This window comes from Clostridium mobile, assembly GCF_018918285.1.
Lineage (GTDB): Bacteria > Bacillota > Clostridia > Clostridiales > Clostridiaceae > Clostridium_AW > Clostridium_AW mobile.
In genome coordinates this window covers 943,083-960,474 of sequence record NZ_JAHLQF010000002.1, presented here as the reverse complement: position 1 = coordinate 960,474, position 17,392 = coordinate 943,083, and the positions used below count along the sequence as shown (strand labels likewise).

Genomic DNA, 17,392 nt, shown 5'->3' with positions numbered 1-17,392 from the left:
GTACTTTATAATTATTATCGTATCTATATACGTCATTTATATATGTAACTAAAATAAAATTATATGAAGATTAAGTCAAACTAATAAATTTTCACAAAAAATAGATTCTATATAAAATAGAATCTATTTTTTTATGCCGTATCCACCCATTACAGTTTTTATATCGCTTATAGAGATAACGCAATGAAGTGCACTTTTTTCAATAAGATTGATAATCTCATTTTTTCTTTTTCTTTTAATATGAATTAATAATAAGCTTTTATCTTTATTTATTCCTTCAGCCCTTACTTTTGTTACACCTACATTTTTTTCTCTTAATTTTGCAGCCAGTTCCTCTCCTTCAGGTTCGGGTAAAATTACACTTATAGTTAACAATCCTAAAGCTAATTTTTCTTCTAATACAGACCCTAAATAGTTACCACATGCATATCCCAATGCATATGTTATCATCCTTATTGGGTCTTCATTTATTCCTACCAATACTTTATTAATTAGATATAGCCATATTGACACTTCAAAAAAACCAATTATTGAACCATATAATTTTTCCCCTCTAGTTATCAATACAGTTCGTATGGTCATTAAAGATACTTCTACTATCTTTGCTAAAAAAATTAATAAATATGTAATCAAGAAAATATCCTCCCTATAATGAACCCATTTTCTAATTATATATTACTTTCTACATAAATTTATAACATCTTTTAATGCAGCAGCCGCTGCTCCCCTAGGATTTGATGCTCCACCAATTAAATATATTTCTCCCATAGTATCAGTATTGAATACCACCCCTTTATTACTTCCATTTATGCTCCCTAAGAGACTATTAGCATGGACTTTTTCCGGCGATACTTCTAAAACTAACTTTTCATCTTTATAATATGCCTTGCATAATAGCTTTATAACCTTATTCTCATTTTTAGCCTCTAGTATATCCTCTTTGCTTATATCTCTAATACCTTTAATTACAACATCCTCTAAAGAGTAATTACTATTCATTAAACTATTTGCTAATAATAATATTTTAGAGGCACTATCAATCCCATCTATATCCATTGAATTTTCTCGCTCTGCTATCCCTTTTTCAACAGCTTCTTTTAATGCTTGTTCAAAAGATATATTTTCTTCAAACATTCTATTCAATATATAGTTAGTGGTTCCATTTAAAACTCCGGTTATACTTATAATTTTTGCTCCTGCTAAACTGTATACTCCTAAATCCATAGTCGGAAGAGCCGCTGCTGTAGCACCACTATATTTTATTTTTACATCTTTTTTTCCTGCCAACTCCATCAATTGATTAAAGTTTGTGGCTAAAGCACCTTTAGATAACATTACTATATCCATACCTCTATTAATAGAATTTATTATATAATTTATTGAAGGGCCTCCTGTTTTTACGTTGCTTTGCGTACATTCTATAAGAATATCGCCTTCTAAAACAGGATAATTATAGTAGGATTCTTTATAATGTTCAGTATATTTAAGCACTCCTTGAGAGCCTAAAGGGCAGTTGATTAAATAAGATGTATCAATTCCTCCGTCTTCAAAAATACATCCTTCCTTTTCTAAAACACCGCATAAGATTAAATCTAGATCGTATTTTTCTCTAATATATAACCTTTTTTCATCAATAAGCTTTACAAATTCCTTACCTACATTACCAAAACCAGCTAAAATAACCCTTTTTATCATAAAATCCCCCAATCCTTTAATATTATAAAATTTCTGAAAATAAAAGGTGACAAAATCACATGTAATCTATTACATTATATCATATTCTTATTAGATTCTATAGCAAAAAAGAAAAACAGCGTTTTTCGCTGTTTACTTATATAAATCACTATATATAATATTAAATACTTTAAGTGCTTCTTCAATTTTAAGTTTTAATAATTCTTTTTTGTTTTTAAGCTCTTCATGTCCTACATCCGTAAGTGAATATATTCTTTTTGAACTATCCCATTCACCTTTAACCAACTTCTGTTTTTCAAATTTTTTAAGAAGTGGATAAATGCCCCCAGTACTTGGTATCCATAGGCCTTTTGTTCTTTCACCTATTTGATGAGCTATGTCATTACCATTAGTTGGACCTAAACTTAATATGTATAAAACATATAAAGGCAAAAGCCCTTTGGTAAAAACTTGGCCTACAGCTTCCTTTTCTTTTTCAATTTTTTTTAGATTTTCTAATTTTTTTTTATACTCTTCGTAAAGGCGCTTCTCCTCTTCCTTCACATCGTCATACCCAAAATTCATCTTTACGACTCCTCTATTAATACAATTCCAACAAGGCCAGGTCCGCTATGAACTCCAGATACAGGGCTTATTGCTCCTCCCATTACAACTTTTGATGCATTTTCTAATTTACTTAGTTTTTCATATATTTTTGTTGATTCCTCTAAAGCATCTCCGTGCATAACATAAATAGAACATTTGGTTTCTTTTAATTTATTTTCTACTATTTCAAACATCCTATTTAGCGATTGTTTCCTACCTCTAACCTTATCATAAGTACAATATTTACCATCATTGTTATCTACAACAATTATAGGCTTGATATTTAATAATTCTCCTATAGTTCCAGAAACTTTGCCTATTCTGCCACCTCTTTTCAAGTATTCTAAAGTACCTACAACAAAAAAAACTTGAATCTTTTGCCTGAATTTATACAATTCATCTATTATTGTATTAAAATCTTTACCTTCTTTTATTAATTCACCACATTTATGAGCTAAAGCTCCTTCACCCCATGATATAGCTTTTGAGTCCATAACATGTGAAGTAATTTTAGGATGATTCTCACTTACCAATTTTACTCCGTTATATATCCCTGAAAGACCTGTTGATAGTGTTATTATAATTGCATGAGTATATCCTTCCTCTTCTAGCTTTGTAAATAACTCTTCCGTATCTTGCATGGATGGTAGTGAAGATGTTGGTACTTCCACCTTAAAATTATCATACACTTCTTGTGGAGTGATTTCAATCTTATCTTTATATTCTCTATCTTTATAAATTATTCTAAACGGCAGTATATTTATATTATACTCCTCAATAATTTCTTCTGTTAAATCGGCTGTGGTATCGGTTATTAAAGCAATCTTTTCCAATTACATTTCCTCCTTTATATAGATAAGTCTCTAGTATATTATTCCACATTATGTATAAATTATATCACCATTTATATATGAATATCAATAGTGATATATATCACTATTGATAACTATCACTACTGATAACCAACAAAAAAATAAAAGAAACTTTAAATTAATAAAGTTTCCTTTAGCTTACATATATTTATACCTGATAGAATGAACTATCAGGTTTTTAATTTAAACTTATATCCACATCTTGGGCAAGTAACTAGTATGTTGCCTTTCCTTCGTGGAAGCCTTAATTTTTGAGAGCAATTAGGACATCTTGTAACCAAAAATTCTTTTCTTTCCTTCATTTTGTTTTTAAAATTGTCTAAAACATTTTTCATGTCACTTTTAACTTTATTAAAGTTAACATCTCCCATACTTTTATTCCTGCTACTATAGTACCCCATTCTTCCTACAGCATATATTATTAATGTAACTCCTATTATCCTACTGGAGCTTGATAATAATAGAATCACACCAAGAATTAATAATATTTTAGTTAAATTATCCCATTGATCCATCTGTTTATAATAATTCATATTCATTTGACTAATTACCTCCCTGAAGTAATTAAAATTTACTATATATTATATATAATATATTAACATATTTCTTTATAATACTTTATTAATGATTTATAAACTTTTTGTATATTTTACATAGGTAAAATAAGACTTTGCTATAGATAATGTAGCAAAGTCTTCATAAAATATCAAGATGCACACATATAAATATAAATCTATACACTTATAAATGTAGATCTATAAACCTATAAATATCAATCTAGAGATTACTGAAATTGCACTGGCAACAATGTTTTATTTTTTAATTCATTACCATCTATATCTTTTAAGCCTTCAACTAATAATATATAATTGCCTTGTAATTTAGAAGCTTGCAATGGAGAAAATATTATCTCATTATCTTTTTCTAAGTTAAAGTCTCCTTTTATCTCTTCAAAGGTTTGTTCATTAATTAATTTTATTGTATTTGAGTTTACTGTTTTAGAGTCAACATTTTTATTTAGCTTTATTTTAAAAGTTGCTTTTTCTTTTGATTTAACTAACTTTGGCAATTTGCTATAATCATTAAAATATATATTAACTTCATTAGCTATATCTTTCTTAGTAAGTTTATTCCACCCACTTTGAGTTCCAATAAATATATTACCTTCCTTGGTTGAATTCAATATATGCTTAAATGCTTTCCTATAATTTTTATCCCTAGCTTTATTTAAATCAATATAATATTCCTTTTTATTTTCCCCTATAATCTTCACTAAATGACTTTTATCCATAGTAGAAGCTTTTCCTGAAAAAAGTAACTCTGCTATCCTCAAAGGATCTACTTTTCCAGAATTGATGTCTGGAGTTATTCCAACACCATTTATCTCTTTACCTAAAGGTGAATAAAAGCTATGGGTAGTTAATTTTATTACATCTCCATTACTTAATGAAAATATAGTTTGCTGTACTCCCTTTCCATAGGTTTTATTTCCAACGAGCAAAGCCTTATTATAATCCTTTAATGCAGCTGAAAGTATTTCGGAGGCAGAAGCAGTATATTCATTTACTAAAAGTATAATATCTTTATCAATTATATAATCATGTTTTTGAGCTTTATATTTATATTCATTATTTTTACTATCTTTCATTACTGTAGCTACATTATCACCTATAAAATAACCTAAAATATCGTAGGCAGAGTTAGTATATCCTCCCGTATTGTTCCGCAAATCGATAATATACTTTTCTGCTCCTTTACTTTTCATCTCTTTAAATTTTTCATTTAAAAGTTGTGGAGTATCTTCCCCAAAGGATTCAATTAAAATATATGCTACATTATTATCTAAAAGTTCTCCTTCAACAGTAGGTATTTTTATTTCCTTTCTCTCCACATTATAATTTAAAATAGTTTCTCCTCTTTTTACCGTCAACTTAACAAAAGTACCAATTTCACCTTTTATATATTTTACTGCTTTAGATAAATCCAATCCTTTTAAACTATTTCCATCTGCACTTATAATTATATCTCCAACTTTTAACCCCGCTTCTTGTGCAGATGAACCTGGCAAGAAAGAATCTACTTTTATACCTTCTGGTACGCTTTCATTATATATACCTATACCATGAAAACTTTGATTGATCCCCATAACAAATTTTTCAAACTCTTCTTTAGTAAAATATTGACTATAGGGATCCTTTAAGTATTTTATAACCTCATTAATATCATTGGAGTTCACTCCTTCTAATGGAAGATCATAAATAGAATTTTTTTGAATTAGATATTTTGCTTCCCATAAACTTTGTTCGTTTATTGTATAACTGTGTACACTTCCATTAAAAAATAATATATTTATAAAGACTATTAGTCCAAGAAGTAAGGCATTAAACTTATTTTTCTTTTTATAATGCACCACAAATATCTCCCACCTTTCTAATAACATTATTATAAGACATATATTGAAAAATATGAAACTTTATTTTATACATTTATTTTATACATTCATTTTTTATTATCTTACGAATTCAATACTTTGTCCATGGAGATAATAAATAAGCTATGATAATATATATGTAAAATAATTTTATAAAAGGTGATTTAGATGAAATTAGTTTGTTTTGGTGATAGTCTTACCTACGGTTATGGCGTATCATATGGCGAATGCTGGTGTGATATTATAAAGGAAGTATTTAAAATTCCTGTTACAAATAAAGGTTTAAATGGTGATACTACTGCTGGTATGCTTTTTAGATCTTATAAAGATGTGATATGCTTGCACCCTACTCATTGTATAATCATGGGAGGTACAAATGACTTTCTGCTTAACGCAAGTCTAGATAATACAATAAATAATATTATATTGATTATACAGGAGTGTAAAGAAAACAATATAATTCCTCTTATAGGAATTCAGCCTCCAGTTCATGTAAGTCTAGCAAATAAATATTGGGATGATAGCATTGATTACTCTAAGGTTAACTCTGCTATTGAGATTTATAGGGAAAATATTATAGATTATTCTAATATTAATAACATCACTTATTTTGATTTCTACGCTTCCTTTACTAAAAATCCTGAAATCAACCCTGAAGTCCTATCTAATCTTTACACAGATGGTATTCACCCAACTTTTGAAGGGCATAAAATAATGGCTAGAACTATAAAGTTCTAACCATTATTTTCATTTAAAAAGCTCTTTACTTTATCCATATAACTTAACATTGTTGAAGAACAACTCTCCATATCCTTTATACCTAACTTTGCATCTCTCATATCCCCTTTTTTACAGAATGCTATAACTTCTTTAGCAATGCTGTGAAGCTCTTTATGATACTTTTCTATTTCAATAAAATCTTTATTTTTAAGAAGTTTTTCATTCTTTACTGAATAATACCATCTTCCCAGATTGCAAATTTTATAATCTGCTACAATATTTTCATCTAACTTTTCATATCCTAACATCATATTATAAACTTTCCATTTCCAAAGTAGGTGGTCTGTCTTATAGAGCTCTATCATATCCTTATCTTCTAAACATCCTCCATTTGATAGCAAAATTTTTCTTCCATTATCTGTAGCTATACTTAAATCATAAATATCTCTTCCTGCTTTATTAAATTGTAGCAAAAGCTCGTTAGCTTCCTTAGCTATTAAATTTATATGCTCATTAAGTTCTTCTGTGGAAGTTAACTGCTCCTCTCTACTAGCAGAGATTTGATTCATCTCTACATTAATTTCTTCAACTACTTTTTTAATATTTTCTATAGTACTTATTGAATTATTTAATAAATCTTCCTCAAGAGATGCATTAGAACTTGTACTGTTTATATCGTTAACTAAAACTTCTATATCGCTTTTCAGTTCTCCAATATTATTTTGTATACTATTTACTGATTCTTTTGTATCTTCTGCAAGCTTTCTTACTTCTTGTGCTACTACAGCAAATCCTTTTCCTGCTTCACCAGCTCTTGCAGCTTCAATTGCAGCATTTAGTGCTAGTAAGTTTGTTTGATCTGCAATACCTTTAACTATATCTATTATTTTTTCAATGTCTGCTGTTCTCTGAATAACCATATTCATGTTATCTTCAATAGTCTTATTGTTTTTCAAAGATTCTATCATATAAGTATAAGAAGTTCTTATACTGTTAACCCCTTCATCTACTGCATTAATAGCATTTTCGGTTTTCATGGATATTTTCTCAGCAAATTTTGCCATTTCATGGATTGACAAGGTTAATTCCTCGCTATTATCATTTACATCCTTAATAGAATTATTTTGATTGTTTGCATTATCCACCATGTCACCGATATATTCCATTTTAATTACTGAATTTAATACATCATTTACTAAATTTACATTATGATTTTTTTCATCATAGGTCTTATCAACTAATTTATTCCATAATTTCAGTAATTCCTTATCTTTCACCTGAGCTTCATCTATTTTTATTAAATTTCCTTTTATTAATTCATTAATATTATTTTTTATTATTTCCAAATCCTTATCCACATCATAATCTTTTTTATTCTTTTTTTTGCTGAACACCATATTCGTCCTCCCTTTTCATATTGTTACAATTTATCATTTATTTCCTTACGTTTATTCTATATTCTCCATAGTATGCGTTTTTCCTCTTTATATAAATAGGTTTTTTTCTCGGTTTATGGAAATTGTCAGAATACTCTTTATTGATAAAATTTTAACGATTCTATTTAATTTTCCTTATAAACGTGTTAAAATGATTTCGTCGGTATTCTTATGAAACTGAACACCCAATAGTTTAATAAGAAATTTTCGAATTATATCCCTAAGGGAATAATAACGGAGGTAATTTTAATGGAGAAAAAATTAAAATCATCAATTAATCTTAGCACTAGACAAATAGCCGTTGTTGGAATGTTGTCTGCCATTTCAATTTTTCTTGGTATTTCTGGTTTAGGTTTTATACCTATTCCACCAGTAAAAGCCACTATCATGCATGTACCAGTAATAATTGGTGCCATTATGGAAGGCCCTGTAGTGGGAGGAATGATAGGGTTAATTTTCGGCATTTTCAGCGTAATAAATGCCTTTACAAATCCTACACCCATATCCTTTGTTTTTGTCAATCCAATAGTTTCTGTAGTTCCTAGAGTTATTATTGGAATAGCATCTTATTATTGCTATTCGATTCTATCTTCAAAACTAGGTACTTTAAAAATTGCTTTAGCTGCAGTAGTTGGATCTTTGATAAATACCTTTGGTGTTTTAGGATTAATGTACTTAATTTATGTAGAAAGATATGCATTAGTTTTTAATATAAGCGTGCCCGCTGCTAAAAAAGCCATTATGGCTGTGGGTCTAGCAAATGGAATTCCTGAAGCCATACTATCCGTATTAATAACCGTGCCAGTAGTTATGGCAGTAAAAAAAATAAAGAAGTAAGAAAAATCTCCTGACTTAGTTCAGGAGATTTTTAAAAACATTGGAATAAAAACATTTACAGAGGAGTAATGAAATGAAAGAAATAAACTTAGTTGATATAGATGGCATAAATATAGGGCATGCTCAAAATTTAGAAGGTGGTACCGGATGTTCTGTTATAATATGTAAAGAAGGAGCTACCGCAGGTGTTGATGTAAGAGGAGGAGCTCCAGGGACTAGAGAAACAGATCTTTTAAATCCAGTTAATATGATTGAAAAAATACATAGTATAGTACTCTCTGGAGGAAGTGCTTTTGGTTTAGAGGCTGCTAATGGAGTTATGGAATATTTGGATAAATGTGAAGTTGGATTTGATGTTGGTGTTACAAAAGTTCCCATAGTTTGTTCAGCAGTGCTTTTTGACTTGAGTGTAGGTCTTAAAAATATTAGACCTGATAAAGCAATGGGTTACCAAGCTGCAATTCATTCTGAACATAATAAAGAAGATTTACAAGGAAATGTAGGCGCAGGGACCGGTGCTACTTTAGGAAAGATGTTGGGTCCTGAACACTCTATGAAAGGTGGTTTAGGAAGTTATTGTATTCAAGTTGGAGATCTAAAGATAGGTGCTCTTATCGCAGTTAACTGCCTTGGAGATGTTGTAGATCCTAAAACAGGTGAAATTATTGCTGGCGCTATAAAAAACAGCAAATTTATCAATACTGAACAATGGATGATAGATAACTATAATAAGGATAATAATGTTTTCCCAGGAAATACCACTATAGGAGCAGTTATCACTAACGCCATATTAACAAAATCTTCTGCTAATAAAATTGCTTCAATGGCTCATAATGGTTATGCTAGAACTATGCGCCCTGCTCATACTATGTTTGATGGAGACACAATATTTACAATGGCCACAAATAAGATAGAAGCAGATATAAATGTGGTAGGTATGTTAGCAGCTAGAGTTGTTGAAAAAGCGGTTATTAATGCAGTTAAAAATGCTAATTCCCGTTATGGACTCATTGCCTATAAAGATATTGTTTAAATTAATATTTAAATAAAAAAGAGATTTTAGCTTTACTAAAATCTCTTTTTTTATTTTTAACTCTATACTTTTAAATCTTATTTAAATAAAGAATTTTACTCTAATTAAAGATTTAAGAGTTTGTTATAACTGCTAAAATAGTTTCGCTATCCTTAGCTAATTTAATAACTGGATCTAAATTTAAATCCTTAATTTTTACCTCTTCACCATAGTTCATAGAACTCACTTCAAATTCTGCATTGTCAGGTATTAATGAAGCTTCTGCTTCAACGTCAACTTCATTTGAATACACCTGAAGGTATAACCCTCTATTATTTAGAAGTTCCTTTCCCGTAAAAACTACAGGTATTGTCCACTTAACGGTGTCATCTCCTTTTACTGATTGAATATCAATATGTATGATTTCACCTGTAGCAAAATCTCTTCCTATTTCTTTAATGATACCTTCTTTTTTAACATTGTCTAAAGTATATGATATTTTTGCTTTCTCTCCCTTTTCTTTAAGCAGACCTATGAGCTTATTTCTTTCAAATTTAACAAGTATGTTTTCAAAATCTTTGCCATAAACAACTCCAGGGATAAATCCTTCCCTCTTTGTAACTTTTGGCTTTTCATTTCTTACATATGCATTTATTGCTACTCCCATATTAAACCCTCCTCAGTGATATGTATTCAATAATATCTGTAAAGTTAAGTATATCACATTATTGGAATTATTATACACTTTTGTTATAAAGTTTACATCTACTTTACATATAGTTCATAATTTTAATACCATATTTATATGTTCGATTCCTCCTTCGTAGAAAATATCCCCAAAGGATTTAAAGTTAAATTTTTTATAAAATTCCTCTGCATACTTTTGAGCGTGTATATAAATCTCATTAATTTTTAAATGAGAAGCTTTTTTTATCATATGTTCAACTAAAAATTCCCCTATTCCTTTCCCTCTATATTTTTTTACTACAGCTATTCTACCAAAAGAACATATATTCTCATCTATAACAATTCTTCCTGTAGCTATTGGCTCTTCTCCATGGTATACAACTATATGTTTTGAAATTTTATCTTTAATATCTATTTCTATTTCTTTTGGTACCTTTTGTTCTTCTATAAAAACCTCACTTCTAATTTTATATGCATCTTTTAGTTCATCATTTCCATCTAGCCAAATAATATTTAACATAAAATCTTCCTCATTTCAAATAATATAATATTATGGTATATTTTATAGTAAGAGGTGATTAATATGGTTAATACAGATTTTGATAAAATTCTATGTGACCACCAAATATTTTTTAACAGTAGGGCTACCTACAATATAAATTTTAGGATAAATCAATTAAAAAAGCTTAAATATCTTATTAAAGATAATGAAACTATAATTTATGAGGCATTGAAAAAAGATTTAGGCAAATGTAATTTTGAGAGTTATGTAAGTGAAATTGGTTTTGTTATCTCTGAATTAAATCATATTATAAATAATTTAAGAGAATGGTGCAAGAGTGAAAAGGTGAAAACCCCCTTAACTGCTTTTCCTGGCAAAAGTTATATTGTCAACGAACCTTATGGTTCCGTTTTAATAATTGGACCATGGAATTATCCTTTTCATTTAATTTTCGCACCTTTAATCGGAGCTATCGCTGCGGGTAACTGTGCTGTTGTTAAACCTTCTGAGCTATCTCCTAATATCTCAAACGTGATAACTAACTTAATTAATAACAATTTTAATCCAAAATATTTATACTCGGTTCAAGGAGGAGTAGATGAAACAAGCAAATTACTCTCTCTACATTGGGACTATATCTTCTTTACCGGAAGTGAAAATGTTGGAAAAATAGTTATGGAGGCTGCAAGCAAGAATCTTATACCAACTACCCTTGAGCTTGGTGGTAAAAGCCCTTGTATAGTTGATAAATGCACAGATTTAGAAATTTCAGCAAAGAGAATAGCTTGGGGTAAATTTTTTAATACAGGACAAACTTGTGTAGCTCCTGACTATTTATTTATCCATAAGGATGTTGTACATCAATTTATTCCCCTTTTGATAAAATATATTAAAGAATTTTACGGAGAAAATGCAATAAATAGTCCTCATTATGGAAGAATAATAAATGAAAAACATTTTGATAGATTAAGTTCTTACCTGGAAGATGGAAAAGTCATCTTTGGTGGTGAAACAAAAAAAGAAGAGCTATATATTTCACCTACTTTAATGATAGGTACAAAAATTAATTCTTTAGTAATGAAAGAAGAGATCTTTGGGCCTATACTACCAATGCTTCAATTTGATAATTTAGACCAAGTGATATATTTTATCAACAGTAGGCCTAAGCCTTTGTCCCTTTATTATTTTTCTAGAAATAATAAAAATATTGATAAGCTAATAAAGAGCACCTCTTCCGGTAGTGTATGCATAAACGAAACACTTTCTCAAATAAATAGTCCTTATCTACCCTTTGGAGGAGTTGGTAATAGTGGTTTAGGAAAATACCATGGAAAATGGAGCTACTACTCATTTACTCATCAAAGATCTGTAATGAAAAGAAGTTTTTTATTTGATTTAAAATTAAAGTATCCACCATATAATGTTCCTTTAAATCTATTAAAAAAGCTTCTAGAATAATATGGTCATTTTCGCTTTTTACATTGTAAAAAATATCACATAATGGTAGAATATAAAGAACAACTTAATTTGAAGTCCTTTTGTATAAAAAAAGTTAAAAAGAATACATTAATTATATAACATCATGAATATATTAATATTATTAAGGAGGTAATTCACCCATGAAAAGAAAAAATAATTATATATTTAAAGCTGCACTTACAACAGCTGCTGTTGCATTAGGAACATTTATATATAAAAAATACAAAGAAAATAAAAACGAAGATGAAGGCATTGTTGAAAATCACGGAGTGATTGAAATAGAAGATATTGAAGATGACTTTTGTTGTGGTTGCCACAATGATGAATTAAATGAAACAGATATGGATTCATCTTTCGAGATAAAATTAGAAGATGAAAATAACGAAGACGAAGTTGATGAAGAAAATAAGGAAAGCTAAAAAAGGATGCTAAGCATCCTTTTTTTAATTAGTCTTTATTAGTTTACTGTTGCTTCAGATGCAACTAATTTATTAACTCTTATTACAGCTTCAGATACATTAAGAGAATGATCTCCTACTCTTTCAAAATTTGATATGATATCTAAATATATAGCGCTAACCCTTGCTTCACAAGCTGATGAGTTTAATCTCTTTATATCATTGTCTCTTAATTCATCTTGGAGTCTATCAATCTCATCTTCAATTTCTTGAACATCAATTGCCATTTTTACATCATTTTTTTCAAAGCTTATTATAGATGTATCTAGGGCTTTGAGAGTGTATTCATACATTTCTTTTAATTCTTTTTGAGCTTCCTCTGAGAAACTTAATCTTTTTGATATTTTTTCTGTAGATAGGTTAGCAATGTTTTTAGCATGGTCTCCTATTCTTTCTATATCCTTAACCACATGGAACATTGATGTCACTTTATCTACCTGTTGTTTAGAAAGTTCTGTATTTGAAAGTTTAACAAGGAATTTTGTTATTTCTTCTTCTAAGAGGTCTACAAAATCCTCTCCTTCTGCTACTTTCTTTATTAAATCTTCATCTCCCGTTTCCAATGATTCTACTGCTAATACTAATATTTCTCTAGCCTTTTGACCCATTCTTACAATTTCTTTATTGCATTGTCCAACTGCAATTACTGGTGTTTCCAATAATCTATAATCTAAATATAGCATTGTTGGATTTTCCTCTTCCATATCGTTTGGAATTATTTTATTTACTAAAGCAACTAAATATTTAATAAATGGAGCCTGTATAATTACATTGGCAATATTAAAGAAAGTATGTGCATTTGCTATTTGCTTACCAACATTTCCAGGTGTTATTGAATGCATTAAATAAGTAATTGGTTTCAACATAAATAAGAATACTACCGTACCAACTACATTAAAAAACATATGTATAAGTGCAGCTTTCCTAGCATTTTTATTAGTACCTACGCTGGATAAAAGTGCTGTAGCACAAGTTCCTATATTATCTCCAAATAATACTGGTAATGCAACTTCTAGTGGCATTAATCCTGTATTAGCTAATGTTATAAGTATTGCAATAGTAGCTGAAGAACTCTGAACTACTGCTGTAAGAACCAAACCTACTAAAACTCCTAATATAGGATTATATGATAAAGTTGCTATTAAACTTGTAAATTCCTCGGACTTAGCTAGTGGCGCCATTGAAGAAGACATAGATTGCATTCCTATAAATAGGATACCAAATCCTAATATAATATTACCAATCTCTCTCCTTTTATCCCCTTTTGAAAATAGAACAATTAAAGCACCAACCCCAACAAAAACTGGAGCAACTGCTGTAAGATTAAGAGCAACAAGCTGGCCAGTCACTGTGGTTCCAATATTTGCTCCCATAATAACTCCAGCAGCTTGATATAAGTTCATCAATCCCGCATTAACAAATCCTATTACCATTACTGTAGTAGCACTACTGCTTTGTATTATGGCAGTTACTATTGTACCAATTAGTATTCCTTTAAATGGATTGGAGACAACTTTTTCAAAAAAAACTTTTAGCCTATCTCCTGCTGCGTTTTCAAGACCATCTCCCATTAGCTTCATTCCATAAAGGAATAAACCTAATCCTCCAAAAAGACCTATTAACATTTGTGAAGCACTCATTCCTAAACTCCTTCCAAAAGAATATAAATTTTTTATGTCATAAATTATTACATCATAAATATTACATCATTTTTAACAAAAATAAAGTTTTTTTAAACTTAATTAACATAGATTTAACATTAAAAAAACGGTTAATACATATAATTATATATTAACCATTTTTTATATTTCTATTTTTCATGATAATTTTTAATATCTATACCTCCAAAGGCAGCTACACATTTAACTCTTAACACTGGTTGCACAGAAATAAAGTCATCATTGTTACCTAATTGGTCACTTTGCGTTTTATTGCTCCATCCCCCAAATATAGGTATACCTGTAACAATAACTTTCCAATGGGTAGGAACAATTAAATCAATTCCCCCAAAAGCAGCTATCACATCTAGAATTGCTCCTTCTGGTGCTAATTCAGCCTCTCTTAAATCCACAGTAGCTCCCCCAAAAACAGCGACGATACTTCCACCCTTAAAATTTTGAGAAAAATTTCTATTTTCTAATCCAGAAAATATATTCACATAATCTACTACATCATCCTGAACTGAATCTCCGTGAAAATCTTTTCCATATCTTTCCCTAGGAAAAAGCATATTCAAACCAATAAATATAAATATTGCTGGCCAAATAAATTTCCATATGCTTACAGTAATAATATCCAAGGTTTTTAGCTGGAGAAAAACACCTACTATTAAAAATATTACACCTGACGTTTTTGATTCATTCCTACTTATTAATTTATTTATTCCTATTGCAATAATAATAATAGGCCACCAATTGAAAAGTATATTTCCAAAATAAAAAATATTAAATTGTTGCAATAGTGTTACTAAGCCAAATAGTATAAATAAAATTCCTATAGTTGCCTTTCCATTCATATTCTTCACCTCTAAATTTAAATTTTTTATAAAATATATTATATATTAAAGAATCCTATATTTTAATTATACTCATATATAAAATATTATTACAGTATTAAAGGTCATCATCTATTATGACTAAAGTCATATTGTTATACCAAAATATTTATAGAATTATATGCTTGTTAAAGGACAAAATAAATATGGTGAAATGAATTTATAGGAGGAATAAAAATGGATAAACGCGAAAAAGAAAATAGAGTAGATGAAATGATAAATTTAGTAGAAAAGCATACAAGAACAGAGAGACATCTTGAGCAATATGAGGATATATCTTCTCCTGAAAATATAGAAGCAGCTAAGGATCTACAAAATATACGTGAGGAAAGCATATCAAACTTAAAAGATAAGCTAGTATATGGTGAAGGTGGTCCAACTAACGAAGAAGAAAATATTATACAAAACATGAAATATACAGGCGGATATATTAAAGAAAATTTAGGAAGCATGAATGATGCTCAGTTAGAAAATATGAAGAAAAAACAAAACCATAGACAAGAACAATTGAATAGTATTCATTAATAATTTAAATTTGAAAATGAAAAATTAACAGTAAAGGATAAAATTTTAGCAAAATTTTATCCTTTAAATTTTATGTCTATTAAGAATTTTGTATTATCAAAATTCCTATCTTTACTATAATTTCTTAATTACATATTTTAAATTAATTACAAGGCTCTCCTCCATATGCTACTCCTAAGACTTCACTCAATTCTCTATCTACAGACATAAGATCTTCTTTAGTTAATTGAGTTATATCAGTTTTCGCCATAGCTGCTAGTGATAATTTCATTTCTTCTTGGCAAGACATCAAAAAATTAGAAAGAGTTTCTGCTCCTCTGTCCTCATCTAAATCATCTGTTAATTTTCCACCATATAACACTAATTGAGGTGTAGTTTCATTAGTTAATGTTTTAATTATTTGACTCTGTATTGTAGCTATAAGTGCAATAGACCCTATGTAAACTGCTTTCGCCCCTAAAGCTAAAGCTTTTAAAAACTCTCCTGGAGTTTTTAATCCCCCTGCTATTATTAAGTCAATTTTATCATCAAGTCCTTTTTCCTTTAGATATTTAGATGCTCTAGCTAATGTAAATAAAGTAGGCAATCCCATATCATCTTCTAAAATTGGCGGAGCACTTGAGGTACCGCCTTCTGCTCCATCAAGTACAATATAATCTACTTCTGTTTTTGTAATCACATCTAGTTCTTTTTCTAGGAAATGCGTAGATCCTATCTTTATTCCCACAGGAACACCATAGGTTTCCCTTAAGTTCTTTACTAAATTAACTAAATCATCTTCATTGTTTATTCCTTCCATTCTAGATCCTTTTTTCGCGTCTTCCCCTTCTTGCAACCCAAAGGTATTTCTTAAATGTTCTCCTATTTGATTTGATGGTATTTGAGTTGGTACAGCTCCACCCCAAGCTCCCTGGCCTAATTGTATTTCAATTGCATCTAGCTGTTCTAAATCCTCTTGTTTTCTTAACCATCCTCCTCTGTTATATTGACCTATCAATAGTTTTGCTGCTTCTCTTTCTTCTTTACAAACACCTGATTCACCTGTATTACTTGAAGTTCCTGCCATAGATGCACCTTTTGCCAAAGCAATTTTTGTTTTTAGACTTAAAGATCCACCATAAGACATACCAGTTATCATGATAGGCATAGATATAGTTAAAGGTTTTTTAGCATTTTTACCGATAACAACCTGAGTATTTATGGAGTCTAAACTTTCAGTTGGCATTTGAAATAACTGCCTTCCATTTAAAAATATTTTATTCCATTGGGATTGAACATTAGGACTCCCATAAGTTCTTTGAAGAGTTTTGCCACTTTCTCCTCTCATACAGGCTTCCACAATAGCCATAATACTTAATTTTTCGGCAGCCGTTGCCATTACGAAAAAATTTTCCGGATAATCCTTTGTAAGTATATTTACCATTAAATCATCAGACAAACTATTCATCATATTAGTCATCATGTTTTTTATCATAAAAATCCCTCCTCTTTTTAAATCTTATTTTAAATCTCAAGTTATTTTTTGCTATAAATATTTATTTATTCATAGTTTCTTTATAGCTTTTAAGTATAATAGTTTCACCTATTAAATATGTGGAG

Annotated in this window: 18 protein-coding genes; 6 read left to right on the top strand and 12 right to left on the bottom strand. The window is 29.4% G+C overall.

The features are described from left to right. Positions 1-123 precede the first annotated feature (123 nt). From KQI86_RS10770 to KQI86_RS10745, 6 genes are all read right to left on the bottom strand, one after another. A complete protein-coding gene (locus KQI86_RS10770; RefSeq protein ID WP_216439555.1) occupies positions 124-582 on the bottom strand; it encodes a DUF2179 domain-containing protein in 459 nt (152 codons plus the stop codon). Positions 583-675: 93 nt separating this feature from the next. Continuing rightward, the gene (locus KQI86_RS10765; protein WP_216439297.1) at positions 676-1,695 is read right to left on the bottom strand and encodes a homoserine dehydrogenase; all 1,020 of its coding nucleotides are present in this window, start codon (positions 1,693-1,695) and stop codon (positions 676-678) included. A gap of 132 nt (positions 1,696-1,827) precedes the next feature. Further along, positions 1,828-2,259 (bottom strand): PadR family transcriptional regulator, encoded by a 432-nt coding sequence (locus KQI86_RS10760; protein ID WP_216439296.1) that lies wholly within the window; start codon positions 2,257-2,259, stop codon positions 1,828-1,830. A 2-nt stretch (positions 2,260-2,261) separates the two neighbouring features. After that, a complete protein-coding gene (locus tag KQI86_RS10755) occupies positions 2,262-3,113 on the bottom strand; it encodes a DegV family protein (protein WP_216439294.1) in 852 nt (283 codons plus the stop codon). Between the two features lie 209 nt (positions 3,114-3,322). Beyond that, positions 3,323-3,685 (bottom strand): zinc ribbon domain-containing protein, encoded by a 363-nt coding sequence (locus KQI86_RS10750; RefSeq protein ID WP_216439292.1) that lies wholly within the window; start codon positions 3,683-3,685, stop codon positions 3,323-3,325. 251 nt (positions 3,686-3,936) lie between these two features. Further along, on the bottom strand, positions 3,937-5,565 hold the full coding sequence (locus KQI86_RS10745) for a S41 family peptidase (protein ID WP_216439290.1): 1,629 nt from the start codon (positions 5,563-5,565) through the stop codon (positions 3,937-3,939). Between the two features lie 186 nt (positions 5,566-5,751). On the opposite strand from KQI86_RS10745, the gene KQI86_RS10740 reads away from it, so the two are divergent. Continuing rightward, on the top strand, positions 5,752-6,321 hold the full coding sequence (locus KQI86_RS10740; RefSeq protein ID WP_216439288.1) for a GDSL-type esterase/lipase family protein: 570 nt from the start codon (positions 5,752-5,754) through the stop codon (positions 6,319-6,321). On the opposite strand, the gene KQI86_RS10735 is transcribed toward KQI86_RS10740, so the two are convergent. Next, complete coding sequence (locus KQI86_RS10735) at positions 6,318-7,700, bottom strand: methyl-accepting chemotaxis protein (RefSeq protein WP_216439287.1); 1,383 nt, start codon at positions 7,698-7,700, stop codon at positions 6,318-6,320. The two genes, KQI86_RS10740 and KQI86_RS10735, sit on opposite strands and share 4 nt — an antisense overlap. A 288-nt stretch (positions 7,701-7,988) precedes the next feature. On the opposite strand from KQI86_RS10735, the gene KQI86_RS10730 reads away from it, so the two are divergent. Continuing rightward, the gene (locus KQI86_RS10730; protein ID WP_216439284.1) at positions 7,989-8,576 is read left to right on the top strand and encodes an ECF transporter S component; all 588 of its coding nucleotides are present in this window, start codon (positions 7,989-7,991) and stop codon (positions 8,574-8,576) included. A gap of 73 nt (positions 8,577-8,649) precedes the next feature. Next, complete coding sequence (locus KQI86_RS10725) at positions 8,650-9,609, top strand: P1 family peptidase (RefSeq protein WP_216439278.1); 960 nt, start codon at positions 8,650-8,652, stop codon at positions 9,607-9,609. A 112-nt stretch (positions 9,610-9,721) separates the two neighbouring features. Here the strand turns inward: KQI86_RS10725 and KQI86_RS10720 are convergent, their stop codons facing one another. Further along, complete coding sequence (locus tag KQI86_RS10720; protein WP_216439277.1) at positions 9,722-10,255, bottom strand: 50S ribosomal protein L25; 534 nt, start codon at positions 10,253-10,255, stop codon at positions 9,722-9,724. 114 nt (positions 10,256-10,369) lie between these two features. After that, positions 10,370-10,795 carry a GNAT family N-acetyltransferase gene (locus KQI86_RS10715; protein WP_216439270.1) on the bottom strand — a complete coding sequence of 142 codons (426 nt, stop codon included), beginning with the start codon at positions 10,793-10,795 and terminating at the stop codon, positions 10,370-10,372. 63 nt (positions 10,796-10,858) lie between these two features. Here KQI86_RS10715 and KQI86_RS10710 point away from each other — a divergent pair, with 63 nt between their 5' ends. Beyond that, the gene (locus KQI86_RS10710) at positions 10,859-12,235 is read left to right on the top strand and encodes an aldehyde dehydrogenase (protein WP_216439269.1); all 1,377 of its coding nucleotides are present in this window, start codon (positions 10,859-10,861) and stop codon (positions 12,233-12,235) included. A 161-nt stretch (positions 12,236-12,396) separates the two neighbouring features. Beyond that, a complete protein-coding gene (locus KQI86_RS10705; RefSeq protein ID WP_216439268.1) occupies positions 12,397-12,675 on the top strand; it encodes a hypothetical protein in 279 nt (92 codons plus the stop codon). 38 nt (positions 12,676-12,713) lie between these two features. Here KQI86_RS10705 and KQI86_RS10700 read toward each other — a convergent pair whose 3' ends face one another. Together KQI86_RS10700 and KQI86_RS10695 are read right to left on the bottom strand one after the other, a co-directional pair. Beyond that, positions 12,714-14,354, bottom strand: a complete 1,641-nt coding sequence (locus tag KQI86_RS10700) for a Na/Pi cotransporter family protein (RefSeq protein ID WP_216439267.1) — start codon at positions 14,352-14,354, stop codon at positions 12,714-12,716. Positions 14,355-14,524: 170 nt separating this feature from the next. Next, positions 14,525-15,229: a LiaF transmembrane domain-containing protein gene (locus tag KQI86_RS10695; RefSeq protein ID WP_216439264.1), complete on the bottom strand. Its 705-nt coding sequence runs from the start codon at positions 15,227-15,229 to the stop codon at positions 14,525-14,527. 216 nt (positions 15,230-15,445) lie between these two features. Between KQI86_RS10695 and KQI86_RS10690 the strand changes: the two genes are divergently transcribed. After that, entirely contained in the window at positions 15,446-15,793 is a 348-nt protein-coding gene (locus KQI86_RS10690) for a hypothetical protein (RefSeq protein ID WP_216439260.1), read from the top strand. Between the two features lie 142 nt (positions 15,794-15,935). Here the strand turns inward: KQI86_RS10690 and KQI86_RS10685 are convergent, their stop codons facing one another. Then, positions 15,936-17,267 carry an FMN-binding glutamate synthase family protein gene (locus KQI86_RS10685; protein ID WP_216439259.1) on the bottom strand — a complete coding sequence of 444 codons (1,332 nt, stop codon included), beginning with the start codon at positions 17,265-17,267 and terminating at the stop codon, positions 15,936-15,938. Positions 17,268-17,392: the final 125 nt, after the last annotated feature.